The organism is Mesorhizobium sp. M0189, assembly GCF_040322135.1.
Lineage (GTDB): Bacteria > Pseudomonadota > Alphaproteobacteria > Rhizobiales > Rhizobiaceae > Mesorhizobium.
On the sequence record NZ_JAMYSW010000003.1, the window covers coordinates 408,752 to 426,926 of the forward strand.

At 61.2% G+C, this 18,175-nt stretch carries 18 protein-coding genes and 1 tRNA gene; 11 read left to right on the forward strand and 8 right to left on the reverse strand.

The window, feature by feature from the left end; translation table 11 throughout:
* Window positions 1–5: 5 nt before the first annotated feature.
* Window positions 6–764, reverse strand: a complete 759-nt coding sequence (locus NKJ09_RS07780; protein WP_031194544.1) for a transglycosylase domain-containing protein — start codon at window positions 762–764, stop codon at window positions 6–8.
* Between the two features lie 78 nt (window positions 765–842).
* On the opposite strand from NKJ09_RS07780, the gene NKJ09_RS07785 reads away from it, so the two are divergent.
* Entirely contained in the window at window positions 843–1,760 is a 918-nt protein-coding gene (locus NKJ09_RS07785; protein WP_352494184.1) for a polyprenyl synthetase family protein, read from the forward strand.
* A 178-nt stretch (window positions 1,761–1,938) separates the two neighbouring features.
* Here the strand turns inward: NKJ09_RS07785 and NKJ09_RS07790 are convergent, their stop codons facing one another.
* The 3 genes from NKJ09_RS07790 to tkt all read right to left on the reverse strand — a co-directional run bounded on the left by NKJ09_RS07790 (window position 1,939) and on the right by tkt (window position 7,207).
* On the reverse strand, window positions 1,939–3,828 hold the full coding sequence (locus NKJ09_RS07790; RefSeq protein ID WP_023720962.1) for a potassium/proton antiporter: 1,890 nt from the start codon (window positions 3,826–3,828) through the stop codon (window positions 1,939–1,941).
* A 218-nt stretch (window positions 3,829–4,046) separates the two neighbouring features.
* Window positions 4,047–5,057 carry a type I glyceraldehyde-3-phosphate dehydrogenase gene (gene gap, locus NKJ09_RS07795; RefSeq protein ID WP_023720961.1) on the reverse strand — a complete coding sequence of 337 codons (1,011 nt, stop codon included), beginning with the start codon at window positions 5,055–5,057 and terminating at the stop codon, window positions 4,047–4,049.
* A 158-nt stretch (window positions 5,058–5,215) separates the two neighbouring features.
* Complete coding sequence (tkt, locus tag NKJ09_RS07800; protein WP_352480874.1) at window positions 5,216–7,207, reverse strand: transketolase; 1,992 nt, start codon at window positions 7,205–7,207, stop codon at window positions 5,216–5,218.
* Window positions 7,208–7,467: 260 nt separating this feature from the next.
* Between tkt and NKJ09_RS07805 the strand changes: the two genes are divergently transcribed.
* The 4 genes from NKJ09_RS07805 (at window position 7,468) to NKJ09_RS07820 (ending at window position 9,969) form a co-directional block, all read left to right on the forward strand.
* Window positions 7,468–7,740, forward strand: a complete 273-nt coding sequence (locus tag NKJ09_RS07805; RefSeq protein ID WP_006200774.1) for a DUF4164 domain-containing protein — start codon at window positions 7,468–7,470, stop codon at window positions 7,738–7,740.
* A gap of 4 nt (window positions 7,741–7,744) precedes the next feature.
* Complete coding sequence (locus NKJ09_RS07810) at window positions 7,745–8,110, forward strand: cell division protein ZapA (protein WP_023720959.1); 366 nt, start codon at window positions 7,745–7,747, stop codon at window positions 8,108–8,110.
* Between the two features lie 174 nt (window positions 8,111–8,284).
* Entirely contained in the window at window positions 8,285–8,944 is a 660-nt protein-coding gene (locus NKJ09_RS07815) for a peroxiredoxin (RefSeq protein ID WP_023720958.1), read from the forward strand.
* A gap of 152 nt (window positions 8,945–9,096) precedes the next feature.
* Window positions 9,097–9,969, forward strand: a complete 873-nt coding sequence (locus NKJ09_RS07820) for an MBL fold metallo-hydrolase (protein WP_023720957.1) — start codon at window positions 9,097–9,099, stop codon at window positions 9,967–9,969.
* 171 nt (window positions 9,970–10,140) lie between these two features.
* Here the strand turns inward: NKJ09_RS07820 and NKJ09_RS07825 are convergent, their stop codons facing one another.
* The 3 genes from NKJ09_RS07825 to NKJ09_RS07835 form a co-directional block, all read right to left on the reverse strand.
* Window positions 10,141–10,656: a hypothetical protein gene (locus NKJ09_RS07825; RefSeq protein ID WP_036245367.1), complete on the reverse strand. Its 516-nt coding sequence runs from the start codon at window positions 10,654–10,656 to the stop codon at window positions 10,141–10,143.
* 347 nt (window positions 10,657–11,003) lie between these two features.
* Window positions 11,004–11,915, reverse strand: coding sequence for an RNA polymerase sigma factor RpoH (gene rpoH / locus NKJ09_RS07830; RefSeq protein WP_023720954.1), 912 nt, complete (start codon window positions 11,913–11,915; stop codon window positions 11,004–11,006).
* Between the two features lie 187 nt (window positions 11,916–12,102).
* Entirely contained in the window at window positions 12,103–13,143 is a 1,041-nt protein-coding gene (locus tag NKJ09_RS07835; protein ID WP_023720953.1) for an RluA family pseudouridine synthase, read from the reverse strand.
* Window positions 13,144–13,169: 26 nt separating this feature from the next.
* Here NKJ09_RS07835 and NKJ09_RS07840 point away from each other — a divergent pair, with 26 nt between their 5' ends.
* From NKJ09_RS07840 to NKJ09_RS07865, 6 genes are all read left to right on the forward strand, one after another.
* Window positions 13,170–13,553: a fimbrial protein gene (locus NKJ09_RS07840; RefSeq protein ID WP_352494185.1), complete on the forward strand. Its 384-nt coding sequence runs from the start codon at window positions 13,170–13,172 to the stop codon at window positions 13,551–13,553.
* A complete protein-coding gene (locus tag NKJ09_RS07845; RefSeq protein WP_352494186.1) occupies window positions 13,550–13,957 on the forward strand; it encodes a VOC family protein in 408 nt (135 codons plus the stop codon). The genes NKJ09_RS07840 and NKJ09_RS07845 overlap by 4 nt, the downstream gene beginning before the upstream one ends.
* 90 nt (window positions 13,958–14,047) lie before the next feature.
* Window positions 14,048–14,122, forward strand: a tRNA-Glu gene (locus NKJ09_RS07850).
* Window positions 14,123–14,283: 161 nt separating this feature from the next.
* A complete protein-coding gene (locus NKJ09_RS07855) occupies window positions 14,284–15,129 on the forward strand; it encodes a DUF4238 domain-containing protein (RefSeq protein ID WP_352515630.1) in 846 nt (281 codons plus the stop codon).
* Between the two features lie 97 nt (window positions 15,130–15,226).
* A complete protein-coding gene (locus tag NKJ09_RS07860) occupies window positions 15,227–15,460 on the forward strand; it encodes a hypothetical protein (protein WP_352494188.1) in 234 nt (77 codons plus the stop codon).
* Between the two features lie 244 nt (window positions 15,461–15,704).
* Window positions 15,705–16,343 carry a glutathione S-transferase family protein gene (locus NKJ09_RS07865; RefSeq protein ID WP_352494189.1) on the forward strand — a complete coding sequence of 213 codons (639 nt, stop codon included), beginning with the start codon at window positions 15,705–15,707 and terminating at the stop codon, window positions 16,341–16,343.
* 694 nt (window positions 16,344–17,037) lie between these two features.
* Here the strand turns inward: NKJ09_RS07865 and NKJ09_RS07870 are convergent.
* The gene (locus NKJ09_RS07870) at window positions 17,038–18,105 is read right to left on the reverse strand and encodes an adenylate/guanylate cyclase domain-containing protein (RefSeq protein WP_023720940.1); all 1,068 of its coding nucleotides are present in this window, start codon (window positions 18,103–18,105) and stop codon (window positions 17,038–17,040) included.
* Between the last annotated feature and the right edge of the window lie 70 nt (window positions 18,106–18,175).

The window sequence follows — 18,175 nt, forward strand, 5'->3', positions numbered from 1 at the left end:
TGACACTATCGCAGGCAGCCGACATAGGCGCCGGCGCGGCCCGCGCGCCGTTCGATCAACGCGGCAAGCCGCCTCAGTCCCGGCCCGGGCTTCGCCGGATTGCGCACGATCGGGTTCGGCAAGGTGACGGCAAGCAGCGCTGCCTGTCGGCGCGACAGCTGTTTTGCCGAGACGCCGAAATGATGTTGGGCGGCGGCCTCGATGCCGTAGATGCCCGGTCCCCATTCGGCGATGTTGAGGTAGATCTCCATGATCCGCCGTTTCGACAGCACCGCATCGAAATAGACGGCCAGCGGCAGTTCGACGACCTTACGGACCGAGCCCAACGGCCGCGACCATAGATAAAGGTTCTTTACCGTCTGCATGGTGATGGTCGAGGCGCCACGCGTCATCTCGCCGGCGAGCGCGTCGTCGACGACGCCGCGCAACTCGCCTAGATCGACGCCGCGATGGAAACAGAACTGCCCGTCCTCCGACATGATGACCGAATATGCCAGCACCGGCGCCACATCATCGATAGAAACCCAGCGCCGATCGTAGCCGGAAAACGTCGCGAGGTCCTTCAGCATCAATGTCGACACCGGGTGCACGAATGACGGCAGGTACAGAAAGGTCAGAACCACCGGCATCAGCGCCAGCACGATGGCGACAGCGATGCCGCGCCGGACCCAGCGTTGAAGACCGATGCGGCTGCCGCGTCTCGGTCTCGCCATGTCCAACCCTTCGGTTTCGTGATCGACGATCGGTTCCGCCAAGCCACCCAATCCGCGCTACTCCCTGCCCCGGCATAATGGCGCTTGGCTTCTTGCGCAACGTCTGAGTGTCGGCTACCGCTCCCGACCATGACGAAAGACGACCAAATGGCGTTCGAGGCTGCACTTATTGCCCGGGCAGTTCCGCTCGAGGCGCTGCTGAGGCGGTTGCTCGACGGACGCACGCTTTCAGGCGAGATCGCGCGGCCGGAACGCCTGATGGCCGCGATGCGACATGGCGTTCTGAACGGCGGCAAACGACTGCGCCCCTTCCTGGTCATGGAAAGTTCTGCACTGTTTTCAGCCGACGTCGAGCCGGCGCTGCGCGTCGCGGCAGCGCTCGAATGCGTGCACTGCTATTCGCTCATCCATGACGATCTGCCGGCCATGGACGATGACGATATGCGCCGTGGCCAGCCGACCGTGCACAGGGCTTTCGATGAAGCGACAGCCATTCTTGCCGGCGACGCCTTGTTGACGCTTGCCTTCGACATCCTTGCCGACGAGGCGACAATGCTGCCGGCCGAGCGCAGGGCAGCGCTGGTGCTGGCATTGGCCCGCGCCGCAGGGGCCGGCAGCATGGTCGGCGGCCAGATGCTCGATCTCGAGGCCGAACAAAGCCGGCCGGACGAGGCTGGCATCATTCGGCTTCAGGCGATGAAAACCGGTGCGCTGATCCGCTTTGCCTGCGAAGCGGGCGCCATCGTTGCCGGCGCGCCGTCGGGCGACCGCGAAAGGCTGGCCGAGTTCGGCTCGGCGATCGGGCTTGCCTTTCAGCTTGCCGACGATCTGCTCGACCTGACCGCCGACGCGCATCAGATGGGCAAGGCAACCGGCAAGGATGCCGCGGCCGGCAAGGCGACGCTGGTCGCGCTGCACGGACCGGACTGGGCGCGGGACCAGCTCCATGGCCTCGTCGACCAAGCTCATGCGCTGCTCGAGCCCTATGGCGAACAAGCCGCGCTTCTGAAACAAGCGGCGCAGTTCGTTGCGGCCCGCAACAATTAAGCTGCCCCCTATGGCGCGCCGTACAGCCACGGAGAATTGGCGACTGTTCGGCCAGATGCCCTCGCAGCCGGCCGATCGGGATGATTTCCGGCGATGTCGGACCACATGGACTCGCCACGCCAGTTGCCGAACCATTCTTCAGCCTCGCGGCAGGGCTCCGCGGCTCGGGTCGACGCGGTCAGCCTTCGCCAGTTGTCTTTTCCACCACGGGCTGCGGAACCGGTTCCATTTCGGCCACCGCCTCGACCGCTCGCGCTTCGGCCGGCTTGCGCCGGTTGCGGATGAAGGCGGCGATACGGTCGCGGATTTCGCCGGCGCTGAGGAACACCGGAACGCGTGCCACCGGCGCGGTCGGCTCGAAGGATAGGCCAAGGCCGGTGATCCTGCCCTTGTCGTCGACGTCGCGGACGATCAGCTCGATCGGACCGAGCAGCACGCGGTCGGCATATTCGGCGTGGCCGCCGAGCCGCGCCGTGACCAGATCGCCAATGGTGAGCTTGCGTTCCGCTTCGGTCAGGCCCGGCGCGTAGGCGGTCTCCAGTTCCTCGGCGGAGCGTGACGGATCGACGGCAAAGGCGCCGAAGAAATCCGCATCCTCGGGATCGACCACGGCACGGCTGGCGAACAGCTTGTCGAGCAGGCGCGGATAGCGGTCCGGCACGAAGATGTAGACATGATCGCCAGCCGCCAGCCGGCCCATATCCTGGAAGCGCATCGAGCGTCCGTCTCGCAGCACAAGCGACGGCCGCGCCCAGCGCGGAATGCGTTCGCCCCGCGCCACCGGGCTGCCGGGTGCCACACGGTAGGCAAGAAGCTCATGATGGGCGGAGCCCGGCAGTTCCAATTCGACCTTGTCGAGCGGTCCCAGGCGGGCCGGCACGATAAGGCCGAGGCGGCGCGCCAGCGGCCCGACGGTCCATCCCTGGATGACCAGAGAGACCAGCACGATGATGAAGGCGGTGTTGAAGATGAGGCGGCCGTTCTCAAGACCGCCGAGCAGCGGCGTGATAGCAAGCAGGATCGACACGGCGCCACGCAGGCCAACCCATGAGACAAAGGCGACTTCCGGGCGTGGCAGACGGAACGGCACCAGGCATAGCCAGACGGCGACTGGCCGTGCGACAAATATCAGGAACAGTCCGAGCAGCACCGCCGGCACCAGGATCGCCGGAAATTGCGAAGGCGTCGCGAACAGGCCGAGGATCAGGAACATGATGATCTGCGCCAACCACGACATCCCGTCCTGAAAGCGCTTGAGGATGGTGACAGCCCGGATATCGGAATTGCCGGCGATCAGGCCCGCGAGATAGACCGCCAGGAAGCCGGAGCCGCCGACGGCGCCGGCGGCGGCAAACACCATCAGCGACAGCGTCAGCACGAAGATCGGCAGCAGGCCGTGATCTAGATTGAGGCGATCGACAAGGCGCACGATGGCCATGCCGCCGAGAATACCGATGACCGCACCGAGCCCCATGTTGACAAGGAAACCGACGGCAAGATCGGTAACCAGCACCTTGGCCTCGGGGTGGGTGTTGGCGGCGATGACCTCGACCAGCGTGATGGTCAGGAAGATGGCGATCGGGTCATTGGTGCCGGATTCCACCTCGAGCGTCGAACGCACGCGTTCGCGCAAATTGATCTCGCCGGCGCGCAGCAGGAAGAACACCGCCGCGGCGTCGGTCGAGGCGACGGCGGCACCGAGCAGGAAGGATTCCAGCCATGTCAGGTCGAGCAAATAATAGGCGGCGGCGCCGAACAGGCCAGTGGTCAAAAGGACGCCGAAGGTCGCCAGCGACAGCGCCGGCCCGGCCGCCTGCCGCAAGGCATTGAGCGGCGTGCCGAAGCCGGAATCGAAAAGGATCACCGCCAGCGCCAATGAGCCGGCAAAATAGGCAAATCGGGCATTGTCGAAATGGATTCCGAGACCGTCGGTTCCGGTGGCAAGGCCGATGCAGAGAAACAGCAGCAGGAGGGGGGCGCCGAAACGGAAGGCGATCAGGCTCGAAAACGCGGCGGCAACGACAAGTGCTGCGCCAACGAGCGTCACCAGATAGATACCATGCTCCATTCGTTGGTCGCCCCTAGTCGATATGCTCCGGCATCACGGGAGAGTGGGGCGAAGACATGGCCGCTGCAAGGCAGCAGCGCGGCTTTTCGCCCTACGCTGCCGATAGTCGAATGTTTTGGCACCTCCGAGCAGCGGAGGCTGCCTCGGGGGGGCGTGCTGCAACGAAAAACGCCCGGACTGAGCCGGGCGTTGTCCAAGTCGAGAAGATGGTTCTGCGATCAGGCGATGGTCTTGCCGAAGGCGACAGCGGTGTCGCCCATGCGGTTGGAGAAGCCCCACTCATTGTCGTACCAGGCCAGCACCGAAACGAAATTGCCGTCCATGACCTTCGTCTGGTCGAGCGCCACGATCGAGGAGTGCGGATCGTGGTTGAAGTCGATAGAAACATTGGGATGACGAGTGACGGCAAGGATGTCCTTCAGCTTGCCGTTCGAAGCGGCGATTACCGCGTCGTTGATTTCCTGGACGGTGGTCGACCGCTTGGCGATGAACTTGAAATCGACCAGCGAGACGTTCGGGGTCGGCACGCGGATGGAGATGCCGTCGAGCTTGCCCTTGAGCTCGGGCAGTACCAGGCCGATGGCCTTGGCGGCACCGGTCGAGGTCGGAATCTGCGAAAGCGCGGCGGCGCGGGCGCGGTAGAGGTCCTTGTGCATGGTGTCCAGCGTCGGCTGGTCGCCAGTATAGGAGTGGATCGTCGTCATCATGCCCTTCTCGATGCCGACGGCCTCATTCAGCACGGCCGCCAGCGGCGCCAAGCAGTTGGTGGTGCAGGAGGCGTTCGAGATGACGATGTGGTCCTTGGTCAGCTTGTCGTGATTGATGCCATAGACGACGGTCAGGTCGGCCCCCTCCGCCGGAGCGGAGACGAGAACGCGCTTGGCACCGGCGGTCAGATGGGCGGCGGCCTTGTCGCGGGCGGTGAAGATGCCGGTGCATTCGAGCGCGATGTCGATGCCGAGTTCCTTCCACGGCAGTTGCGTCGGATCCTTGATCGCGGTGACCTTGAATTTTTCCTTGCCGACGATGATCTGATCGCCGTCAACCGTCACCTCATGCGGAAAGCGGCCATGCACGCTGTCGAAGCGCAGCAGATGCGCGTTGGTCTCGACCGGGCCGAGATCGTTGACGGCGACGACGTCGATATCCTTGCGGCCGGATTCGTGGATGGCGCGCAGGATGTTGCGGCCGATGCGGCCGAATCCATTGATGGCAACTCTGACGGTCATTGTTCTCTCCCTGGGAGTTGGGGGCCGAAGATCAAGTCCGCAGCTTCATAACGGCGGACGGGCAAAGAATCCAGCCGCCGAGGCTCGGATTTAAATCGATTAGTGCTCCGCCGGCCGGCAAAACCGCTATGCCAGCCTTTGCGGATCGGGGCTTAATTTCATTTGCCGTGCAGACGGGCTTCCGCCGCCTTCACCGTTGCTTCGGCGGTGATGCCGAAATGCGGATAGAGCTGTTCGATCGTGCCGGAGGCGCCGAAGCCGGTCATACCGATAAAGATGCCTTCGGTGCCGATGAAATAATCCCAGCCCTGACGGATGCCGGCTTCGATGGCAATCTTGAGCGGCGCATTGCCGATCATCCTGCTGCGATAGTCGGCGCTCTGCTTGTCGAACAATTCGAAGCACGGCACCGAGACGACGCGGGTAGCATGGCCGTGCTTTTCCAGCGCCTCGCGCGCGGCCAGGGCGATCTCGACCTCGGAGCCCGAAGCGAAGATTGTCACCGCCGCCTCGCCACTTGCGGCGGCAAGTTCATAGGCGCCGCGGCTGGAGAGGTTTTCCGCAACGAAGTCGTTGCGTACCGTCGGCAGGTTCTGCCGGGTCAGCGCCAAAGTCGAAGGCGTCTTTTCCGATTCAATGGCCAGCTGCCAGCATTCCGCGGTTTCCACCGCGTCGGCCGGGCGGAAGACATTGTGGTTCGGGATGGCGCGAAGTGCTGCCAGATGCTCGACCGGCTGATGGGTCGGGCCGTCTTCGCCAAGGCCGATGGAATCATGGGTCATGACGAAGATCGAGCGGATGCCCATCAACGAGGCAAGCCGCATCGCCGGACGGGCATAATCGGAAAAGCACATGAAGGTGCCGCCATAGGCGACAATGCCGCCATGCAGCGTCAGCCCGTTGAGCGCGGCCGCCATGCCGTGCTCGCGAATGCCGTAGTGGACATAGCGCTGGCCGTAATCGTCGGCAGTGATGTTCTTGGTCTGGCTGGTCTTGGTGTTGTTGGAGCCGGTCAAATCGGCCGAGCCGCCGATGGTTTCGGGCACGGCGCCGTTGATGACCTCCAGCGCCATTTCCGACGATTTGCGGGTGGCGACCTTCGGCTTGTCGGCGGCGAGCTTCTTCTTGTAATCGCCAATGACAGCATCGAAGTTGGCCGGCAGCGTGCCACCGATGCGGCGTTCGAATTCGCCGCGCAATTTGGTGTCGGCCTTGGCAAGGCGGCTTTCCCAGTCGGTGCGCGCCTTGACGCCGGCCCGGCCGGCGGTACGCCATGCGTCGAGGATATCGGCCGGAACCTCGAACGGCGGATAATCCCAGCCGAAGAATTTTCTGGCGCCGGCGATTTCCTCGGCGCCGAGCGGCGAGCCATGCGCCTTGTTGGTACCGGCCTTGGTCGGCGCGCCGAAGCCGATCGTCGTCTTGCAGGCAATCATCGTCGGCTTGTCGGAGTGGCGGGCCGCTTCAATGGCATAGGCGATCGCTTCCGGGTCCTGGCCGTCGATATGGCTGGCGTTCCAGCCGGACGCCTGGAAGCGGGCGACCTGATCGGTGTTGTCGGCCAGCGACACCGGGCCGTCGATGGAGATGTTGTTGTTGTCCCAGAAGACGATCAGCTTGTTCAGCTTCAGATGTCCGGCAAGCGCGATGGCTTCCTGGGACACGCCTTCCATCAGGCAGCCGTCACCGGCCAGCACATAGGTGTAGTGGTCGACGAGATCGTTGCCGAAAGCGGCATTCATGATGCGCTCGCCGAGCGCGAAACCGACCGAATTGGCAAGGCCCTGGCCGAGTGGGCCCGTCGTCGTCTCGATGCCGGCGGCATGGCCGTATTCCGGGTGGCCCGCGGTCCTCGACCCCAATTGGCGGAACTGCTTGATCTGGTCGATGGTGATGTCTTCGTAGCCGGTCAGATAGAGCAGCGAGTAAAGCAGCATCGAGCCGTGGCCGGCCGACAGGATAAAGCGGTCGCGATCCGGCCAATGCGGGTTCTTCGGATCGTATTTGAGAAAGCGGGTGAACAGCACGGTGGCGATGTCGGCACAGCCCATGGGCAGCCCGGGGTGGCCGGAGTTTGCCTTCTCGACGGCGTCCATGGCGAGAAAACGGATCGCATTGGCCATCCGGTCATGTTGTTCGCGCGAGGTCATGCTTCCTCCAAAATGGGGGTTTGGGCCTTGGGAAAGCCCTTGAAAAGGGTGCGCGACACATAGCAGGCGCGGCCTTTTAGTCAACAAATCGGTGTGCTTTTGCCGGTCTTGTGATGGCCATGCACCACTTACATTAGCGTTAGCAGGGGACAGTCGCGATCGCTTTATTGACGTGCGGTTCACACGGCGCGTAATGTTTCAGGGATAACGCGTTCTGAACGTGGATGATTCGGTGATGGGCAGGGCGCAGGACGAAAGCCATGACCGGGGAAACGACCCTCAAGGAAGTCATTGCCAGGCTGGGTAAGGCCATCGAAGGGCTGGAAAACGCCGTCGCGGCCAAGCTCGAGCACGAGCGGGACTATTCGGAAGCCGAGGCCGAAGTGCAGCGGATGAACGCCGACCGCTCGCGGCTGGCGCAGGAACTCGACAATTCCGAGGCCCGCGCCGAACGGCTGGAAGATGCCAACAAGGAAGTGTCGCGAAGGCTGGTGACAGCCATGGAGACCATCCGCGCGGTACTGGACAGGTAGGCCAATGGCACAAGTCACGGTTTCCATCGACGGCAAGCAGTATCGGATGGCCTGCGACGAGGGCCAGGAAGAGCATCTGATCGATCTTGCCGAGCGCTTCGACCGCTATGTCTCGCATCTGAAGGATTCTTTTGGCGAGATCGGCGACCAGAGGCTGACCGTGATGGCCGGCATCATGGTCATGGACGAGCTTTCAGAACTGCAAAAGCGGGTCAAGGGCATGGAAAGCGAAGTGCTGACGCTGCGCAAGACGCGCGACGACGCACTGACCAAGGCCGACAAGAACGATTCCGTGCTGACCGGGGCGCTCGGCGCGTTGGCCCAGCGCATGGAAGACCTGACGACGACGTTAGCAGTGAGCAAGGCCTGAGCCAGCGCAGCGAAAATTCCTGCTGCATTTGCCGAGAAGCAATGAAAATATTTCGCCGCCGGCCTCGATGCCGGCGCAACAGCCGTTTGAAGGATGACGCCGGAGTGGTAGAAAGGCAAAAGCAGCGCCGGTCAACGCCGGCTGCGATCTGCACTCACAAGGTAGGGACATGTCATGAGCCTCCGCATCAACGATATCGCGCCGGACTTCACCGCTGAGACCACGCAAGGACCGATCAGCTTCCATGAATGGATCGGCGACGGCTGGGCGGTATTGTTCAGCCATCCGAAGAACTTTACGCCGGTTTGCACAACCGAACTCGGCACGATGGCCGGGCTCGAAGGCGAGTTCAGGAAGCGCAACGTTAAGATCATCGGCATCTCGGTCGATCCCGTCGAAAGCCATGGAAAGTGGCAGAACGACATCAAGACGGCGACCGGCCATTCGGTGAACTACCCGCTGATCGGCGACAAGGATCTCAAGGTCGCCAAGCTTTACGAGATGCTGCCGGCGGGTGCCGGCGAGAGCTCGGAGGGCCGCACGCCCGCCGACAATGCCACGGTGCGTTCGGTCTACGTCATCGGGCCCGACAAGAAGATCAAGCTGGTCCTCACCTATCCGATGACGACGGGCCGCAACTTCGACGAAATCCTGCGCGCCATCGATTCCATGCAACTGACCGCCAAGCACCAGGTGGCGACGCCGGCGAACTGGAAGCAGGGCGAGGACGTCATCATCACCGCTGCTGTCTCGAATGAGGATGCCATCAAGCGCTTCGGCGCCTACGAGACAATCCTGCCATATCTCAGGAAAACCAAGCAGCCTTCCGCCTGAGCAGGCAGAGGCGGCACGGAGAAATTTTTGGTTTTCCTAGCCGTGTGAGCACGGGGTGCTTGACGACGCCTGGTTGACGGACAACCATGCCTTTCATTTGCCGTGGCTGAGAAAATCATTCCTGCCACGGTGAGAGATCAAGGGGGCTGGGATTGGACGCATTATCGGCTAGGTCGCAGGTCACCGGCTTCTATGACAAGCCGAGCGGGTCCGTCCAGTATGTGGTCGCCGACATGGCGACCCGCAAATGCGCCATCATCGATCCGGTGCTCGACTTCGACGAAAGGTCCGGTGCAACGGCAACGAAAAACGCCGACGCCCTGCTCGACTTCGTCAGGGAAAGCGGGCTGGAGGTCGAGTGGATCCTCGACACGCATCCGCATGCCGACCATTTGTCCGCCGTCCATTATCTGAGGGGGAGAACCGGAGCGCCGACGGCAATCGGCGAGAGGATCATCGACGTCCAGAAATTGTGGAAGGTGATCTACAACTGGCCGGAATTCCCCGCCGACGGTTCGCAATGGGACAGGCTGTTCGCCGACGGCGCGACTTTTTCGGTCGGCGGCCTTCCGGCAAGAGTGCTGTTTTCGCCGGGCCACACCCTGGCCTCGATTACTTACGTCATCGGCGACGCCGCCTTCATCCACGACACGCTGTTCATGCCGGACAGCGGCACCGCAAGGGCAGACTTTCCCGGCGGCAGCGCCGAGCGGCTCTGGCGTTCGATCGAGGACATCCTGGCACTGCCGGACGAGACACGTCTGTTCGTCGGTCACGACTACCAGCCGGGTGACCGCGAAGCGCGCTGGGAAAGCACGGTCGCGGAACAGAAAGGCGGCAACATCCATGTTGCCGGCTGCAAGACGGAAGCCGACTTCGTCGCGCTCCGCCAAGCCCGCGACAGGACGTTGCCGATGCCGCGGCTGATCCTGCACGCGCTGCAGGTCAATATGAATGGCGGACGCCTGCCGGAACCGGAATCCAACGGGCGGCGCTATCTGAAATTTCCGCTCGATTGCCTGTGAGGAGATGGGTCGTTGGCACTACAATGCCATTCAAACTCTGCGATGGTCATCCAAGTTATTGATCCAGATTCGATTTTTGCGATGTTTGAATCCGAGAGGTCCATGCGGGAAGACGGTGGCGGCAGCCGGATGAGGAGCGGCGCAGACGCCAGCTAAGTGTTTAGTCCAGCGTCAGGGTTTTGTTCGGCGGGCTAAATGTTCATACGTGATTTGCCAAGGATCGCTCTCGGAAGATCTTTCCTCGCCGATCCAATGGAAGCTGTTGGCAGTGATCTCAGTGAAACGCCATCGAGTTTTCAGACCGCGCGAGTCATTGCCGAGCTGGACAATGTCCTTACCCTCGGCCCGGCCGATCTGGCGCGAGTGATCCCGGTTGAGCGGGTCGTTCCATATGATATGCCAGCCATCGATCCCAGGGTCGAAGATGCGCAAGGTTGTGCCATACATCGCGGACGGAGCAGGGCGCTTGGGCCTGATCCAAACGTCCTGAACCGCGCGGCCTTCGAGCACCCAGCCAAAATGGCATTCTCCATTCCATTTCTGGATTGTCCCGTCATCGAGGTAGTGGACCGTGTCCATTTCCCAGCTTCCAATTAGCCATCCATACAGGTCCATGTCTTTCGCTCGGTCGGCTGGGGGACCTTCGGATCCGAGAGCGGTCAGAAACGGAGAAATCGTCATCGTCATACTGCCTTTCGTTTCCGAACAGACGAGTTCAACTGCCCGGCGCGGCCCGGCGGCCCGTTGTCGCCCGCCTGCCGCAAGCGCCGCCTTGTGGAATTTTGCAACGGAAGCCCGTGTCGGCGCCGGAACATTGCCGCCACAGCTTGCAGCGTTGCGGTTTCCAGGGCTTGGGGAAAATTGCGGTAATGCCGCTATCGATGAGATCGTCTGCGGACACGATGGCGAGGCTACTGAGCAGTTTGTGGCAGTGGATCGGACATCCGCGAAGGCGCCGCGGAACTGGCAACCCTCTAAAATACAGGCGGCGCCAGTTACGTGGCGCCGCCGTTATTTGTTTCTATCGGGAGGCTTTACGCCGCCGGCTGCGCCTCGATGGTGCGAAGCGCCTGCATCTGGCGCTTGGCCGCGGCCTTGACCGCGTCCTGCACCTTCTCGAATGCGCGCACCTCGATCTGGCGCACGCGCTCGCGGCTGATATCGAACTCGGCCGACAGCTCTTCCAGCGTCAACGGCTCATCGGCGAGGCGGCGCGCCTCGAAGATGCGGCGTTCGCGGTCGTTGAGCACGGCAAGAGCGCCCGACAGCATGCCGCGCCGGTTTTCCAGCTCGTCCTGCTCGATCAGCATCTCTTCCTGGCTTTCGTGGTCGTCGACCAGCCAGTCCTGCCATTCGCCGGATTCGCCTTCGCTTGCCCGGATGGGCGCATTGAGCGAGGCGTCGCCCGACAGACGACGGTTCATCGACACGACTTCCGCTTCCGAGACGTTCAGCCGGGTGGCGATCTCGGTGATCTGGTCGGGCTTCAAATCGCCTTCGTCGAGCGCCTGGATCTTGCCCTTCACCTTGCGCAGGTTGAAGAACAGGCGCTTCTGGTTGGCGGTGGTGCCCATCTTAACCAGGCTCCACGAGCGCAGGATGTATTCCTGGATCGAGGCCTTGATCCACCACATCGCATAGGTGGCGAGACGGAAGCCGCGCTCCGGTTCGAATTTCTTGACGGCCTGCATCAGGCCGACATTGCCTTCCGAGATCACCTCGCCGATCGGCAGGCCGTAGCCGCGATAGCCCATGGCGATCTTGGCGACGAGCCGAAGGTGGCTGGTGACGAGCTTGTGCGCAGCCGTGGTGTCCTCATGCTCGGCGTAGCGCTTGGCGAGCATGTACTCTTCCTGCGGCTGAAGCATCGGAAAACGGCGGATTTCTTCCAGGTAGCGGCTGAGGCCGCCTTCGCCGGAAACGATACTGGGTAGTGACTGGGCCATTATAGCGCCCCCTCTCTATTGGAGTGATGCCCCCGAAACGCGGCAGGCATGTGGCGCGAATGCCAAAGGCACATTCGCGCCAACCGACATATATAGGAACAAAACCAGAAAGACAGGCATTTGTTCAACACGAAACAGTGTGTCACGCTGAAGTGAACAACGCCGGTCAGGTTTTCAGGTGGTTGGTTCAAAGCTTGCGGAAGCCGTCGACGAGGTTCTCCATGTCCCACGGTATCGGTGCTTCGAACCTCATCGTTAAATGGGTATCCGGATGCCGAAATGCAAGGAGGCGGGCGTGCAACGCTTGTCGCGGAAATGCTTTCACTTTGCTGGTTAGCGGCGCAGGCAACCGGTTGGCCTTGGTGCGGAAAGCCTGGCCGTATTCGGGGTCGCCAATCACCGGATGGCCGATATGGGCCATGTGGACGCGTATCTGGTGGGTGCGACCGGTTTCCAGCCGGCATTCGACCAGGCTCGCCGTGGCGAATTCCTGCTGCTGCTCGCCAAAGCGCTCAATGACGGTGAAATGCGTTATGGCGTGGCGGGCATCGTCGCGGCCTTGCGGCACCACGGCGCGGCGTACCCGGTCGGCGGCGCGGCCGAGCGGCGCGTCGACCATCCCCGTCGGCCTTGCCGGTATGCCCCAGACCAACGCCAGATAGGCGCGCTCGAGATCGCCGGTCAGGCCGTGGTCGGCAAAGGCCTCCGACAACGCCTTGTGGGCGCGATCGGTCTTGGCGACGACCATGACGCCACTGGTCTCCTTGTCGAGGCGATGGACGATGCCCGGCCGTCTCACCCCGCCGATGCCCGACAGGCTGTTGCCGCAATGATGGATCAGCGCGTTGACCAGCGTGCCGGTCCAGTTGCCGGCGCCGGGATGCACGACCAACCCGGCCGGCTTGTTGATGACGATCAGCTCGCTGTCCTCGTAGAGGACATCCAGCGCAATATCTTCGCCTTGCGGCTCCGCCGGTTCCGGCTCCGGCATGTCGACCGACACGCTGTCACCTTGTGCCATCTTGCGCTTCGTCTCGCTGGCTGGCCTGCCGCCGATCCTGACCGCGCCCTGCTTTATCAGCATCTGCACCCGGCTGCGCGACATGTCGGGGCCGAGCCTGGCCGCCAGCCATTGGTCGAGCCGTTGGCCGGCCGCATCGGCGCCGGCCTCCAGCACGATCTGTCTGGCCCCTATTAATTGTCTGACCTCTTCGTTATGAGCGCTCATCGAAAACAGTTCCGGAATCTGCTGCCATGGCCCAGCCGCTTGCCGACGAAGACGAGGAAAAGCCGCTCGACCCCGAGGTCGAAAAGGTGCGGAGGAAGCTCGTCCGCTTCGTCGCCATCAATCTCGGCCTGCTGTTCCTCGCCCTTATGGTGGTGATCGCGGCGCTTGTCTACAAAGCGCGCAATGCACCGCCTGCCGCCCCGCCGTTGACGAGCGACATCCAGGTGTCGGCAGGCGAGCCGGTCAGTGGCGACATCGTGCTGCCGGTCGGCGCCAGGGTGGTCAGCCAATCGCTCTCGGGCAATCGCCTGTCGATCGACGCCGAGTTGGCCGACGGCAGCCGCGCCATTTTCGTCTACGACACCACTGAGCGCCGCATCGTCGGCCGCTTTTCGATCAGGAACAAATGACCGGTTTTGCCGAACACCGCAGCATTGCCACGGTCGCGCTCGTCGTCGCAAATTATGACGAGGCGATCTCCTGGTATGTCGACCGGCTGGGTTTTGTCCTCACCGAAGATGTCGATCTCGGCGGCGGCAAACGCTGGGTCACGATCACGCCGGGCAACGGGCAGGGCGCGCGGCTGCTTCTCGCCGAGGCATCCGGCGATGCGCAAAGGCACGCCGTCGGCAACCAGACCGGCGGGCGGGTTTTTTTGTTCCTCGAAACCGACGAGTTTGCCCGTGACTATGCGCTGATGTTCCAAAAGGGCGTCGAGTTCCGCGAGGCGCCGCGCCATGAAGCCTATGGCACGGTCGCGGTTTTCGCCGATCTCCATGGAAATCTCTGGGACCTGATCGAGCCAAAACGCTAGGCTTGCAGCGGATATTTCACCGGCGCGACAGGCAGCCTTAAGCCTAGTTGCTTTTTCCCAGCCGTCAGCCTATATCGCCGGTTCTTGAACGCGCCCATCGTCTAGCGGTCAGGACACCGCCCTCTCACGGCGGGAACAGGGGTTCGATTCCCCTTGGGCGTACCAATCGTTTCAACTACTTAGCGGGCCGGCAGGTAAAACCGTCAAATAACGGTCAAATAAGCCATTCGTAGGATCCATTTTTGAGGTGCCTAGAGCGCCGTGAGCCGCGCCGCTTGGCAAGCAGTTGAGCAAAACCGTTGAGCAAGGATGGGGACCATCACTATGTGCCGCAGTTTCACCTCCGGCGGTGGGCCGACACTGCTGGCTATGTGACACAATGGGGCAGAATCAAGCACAATGGAAAACTGACTAGAAAGGGGGTAGCTCCTGCTGCCACCGGATACGTCCCAGGTCTTTACGCTTTGGAGCACGTCCCCGCGGACAAGGTCCACCTTGTGGAAGAACGGGTTTTCGGTTTCGTAGACGACAAAGCAGCACCCATCCTCGAGAAGATGGTCGTTCGAGGGGCAAAATCGCTCTCCATTGAAGAACGATACTGGTGGGCGATCTATCTGAACGCGGCGCTGCTGCGTGTCCCTCATGTTGTCGCGTCGATATCAAAGCGCATTGAAGAGATGCAGCAAAAAATACTTTCGGAACCCGATGCAGACTTCGACGCTGCAAAAGGGTCCGCACCCGAACGAAACCTACTCGAATGGGCTCGGAATCACGCACCTAGTGCATTGGCCAATTCTGGCATGGAAACCTTGTCCAAGATGATCGGCGAGAGCCGGCCAATTGAGCGCCTGCTTTCCTTCTGGTGGACAGTACGCGACGTCAGCAATTCAAGTCGGCCTCTCATGCTCGGCGACGACCCACTTGAACGCATTGGAGACCTCTACCGTCCGAAATGTCTCATAAATCTCCCCATCTCCCCTGGTCACGCCTTTTTCGCAACAAACGCGCGGTCAATCGCAGAAAACATCGCTAAGATGCCCGATAGGCGCGTGGTAGACGCCACGAACATCTCCACCATCTCCACAGCGAAGAAATTTGTGTATGGCGACGCAGAGCCCAGCTTCGTCGATCGTTACCTAACAAGAACGGAGTCGTCCTCACACTTGGTCTAACTCCCTTCGCGGGGAGGCGGCAAACCGTTGAGGGGCGCTTGCGCGCCCGGCAGAGCTGCGTCACTTTCAGCCGAAAGGCAGCGAGGAAGGAGACCCGATGGCCGCAACGAAAGACCAGTGGAAGGCTTTCCGCGAAGAACTTAGCCAGCAGCTCGAAGAGGAGCGCCGGTTCATCACCAATGCCGAAGCAGGGAAAACGGGCATTTGGACTGTTCAGCCAGGCAAGGGAAAAGTCGATACCACGGCTGCTCATGTTGAGATATCGAGGCGCGCAGTCCAGGCTCTTGAGGGGGTAATTGCCAAGATCGATCAGGACCATCTGGCAGAATAACTCTTGCGGTCGAATTAGGAATATGGTCCTCATTTGCGCCGGTGCGGCGATCCACTTAACGGAGATCGCAAAATGGCCAGAACCAAACCATCCAAGCAACTTGCACAGGCCGAGATCGACCGCTTCATGGCGGCTGCGGAAGAGCTTGAGGCCGTAGCGTTGGAAGTACGCTAAACAACAGCAAGACGTCGTTGGCAACTTAGTACAGATTGAAACAGGTAAGATGCGGTTTTCGGAGGAATTGATGCATTACACACTTCATGCTGCGCCAGGCTCTTGCTCTTTTGCACCTCACATCGTCATGGAGGAGATTGGAAGGCCCTATTCGCTGGCGTTGATGTCGCCAGGTCATCCCGAAGCCAAGACCGACGAATTTCACCGCTTAAACCCGAAAGGGCGAATCCCTGTTCTCATTGCCGACAATTTCACTCTCACTGAAGCGCCGGCAATCTTATTTCACCTGGGCCTGACGAATCCAGACGCGCGGCTCCTGGGAGCGAATGCAGAAAACATCATCCGTTCCATCGAATGGTTTAACTGGCTATCGAGTGCGGTTCACGCGGTCGCCGTCCGAATGATCTGGCGCGCCGACTTTTTCTTACCGGATCAATCGATGTACGAGCCCTTGGTTCATAAAGGAAAGGAGCACTTGGCTTCCGCGTTTGCGCTTATAGAATCCAAGTTGACGGATCGAGATTGGGCCGTAGGAGAGTCCTATTCAATAGTTGATCCGTATTTGCTCGTATTCTACAGGTGGGGAAATCGCATGGCCCTAGACATGCGAAATACCTACCCCGCTTGGACCTCTCATGCACGTCGGTTGGAGGAGCGAGAGGCTGTGCAACGAGCCTTAACGCAAGAGGGAATATCCCTCTGGGAGTAGCTGTCGCGTTGCCGAATCCAAAAATTCGCAAGACCATCGATCCTACGCGGTCGTACTTAAATGTCTGGTAGCGTTGTTTAGCGGGAAACCAACGCTACGGCCTCAGCTTCACAAGAGCATTGTCCGGCCGCTGCTATCGCCTACCTGCGACCATTATCGGGCGCTTCGAGCGGTCCATGAACCCTGTTGAAATCGGTGAAGGACATTACCGGCAAGGATGCAGCTTTCATCCGATGGCACGGCTCGGGGCCAGCGATAGCGGCAGCGGGGAAGCGCCTCATTGCCACCTTAACGCCACCCATGTTGTTCTCCTTCCCTGAAATATAGCTCAAGTATCCCGGCCCCGAAACGGGGGCGACATATGTGAGTATTGGGTCCTCAGGAAACAAGATGGCGTCGTCCGTGTCGACTATCCGTTCCGTGACGCTGCCCGCCGCATGTCCGATGCCTGATTGGCGAGGATTCGGGCTTCCGTCCGTTTGAAGCTGTCCGGCTGATTTGACTCAGCGCACTATCCACGGCCCCGGCGACGCGATCGGCAAGCATGCCGACGGCATGGCTGGGCTCTAAACGCGCCATACTCCAGTTGCAGTATCGTAGCTTCTTTGCCGTTCGAATTTCTCTCAGTCATGGCTTCGCACGATACCAAGATATGCTGCGAACGACACATCCACGGCGGGCTCAACCATTCGATCTATTCCGGCAAGCCGAAAAGTGTTTGCGCGCCTGCTATTCCTCCGAGCGGATGACTGCCCATGGCGATCATCGGCTCGGTAGTTTCTGCCTCGAACACTGTCGACGCGAGCACCGTCCGTCCCAACGGCTTGCACAGCCCTTCGATGCGGCTGACAAGATTTACAGCCTTGCCGATCGCGGTGAAGTCCAACCTGCCGGCAGTGCCGATGTTCCCCCAGAGTATCTCGCCGACATGCAGGCCAATGCCATATCCGAGCTCAGGGCCGCCATTGCGGCGCCGAGTTTGGTTGAGATGATCTATCCCGGCGCGCGTGGCCTTCACGGCGCGTACCGCAGCGTCACATGCGGCATTTGCATCGCGCTCGCCAATCGGGAAAATCGCGAGGACGCCATCACCTATAAACTTGAGAACCTCACCACCAAATGCGTGCACCGCGCCCGCGACGCAATCGAACCAGGCATCAAGTACCAATACGATCTCGTCTGCATCATGAACCTCGGATAGATCGGTGAAACCTCGAAGGTCCGCGCACAGAAGCGCAGCCCGTATCGTCTCTCCCTTTACTCGACGAGAATGACCGTTGAGCACATGTGCTGCACTGCGCTTTCCCAAATATGCTTCGAGCAATGCGCGTTTCGCGGACCGTTCTGCGAGTGCGGTCATCGGAGCCGCAGCAAACCGGGAGATTTGCCGCAGCAGCTCTGACTGCGCCTCATCCGGAGTATGATCGAACGCCCACACCAAAGTCGGTGCGACACCGCCCGCTCGCTCGTCGAACACCATCGCCCGCGTCGTGCCAAGCCACTCCCGCAGCACGAGCCGGGGATCGGCATTCTGGCGGTCGGCGCCTATGCCCAAAGCCTCGACCACTTCATTCCCAGGCGCTCGCCAGAGCCAGATGCGGCGTGAAATGATCGGGTCGGGAGCATCCTGCGCCAGCGCGCCGGCGATGATCGGCAGGCCGTCTTCCATCAAATGCGTTGAGAGCTGCAATAGAAGTCGCCCACCGTCGCCAATATGCGCGGCGTCGTCCAGAAGGAATGAAAGCGAGTTTGCGAGAAGCATCGGCAGAAGGTCACTCGGCACAGGCTTATGCTTACGCCTCGAACATCTTCTTGCAACTCCCCACATTCGC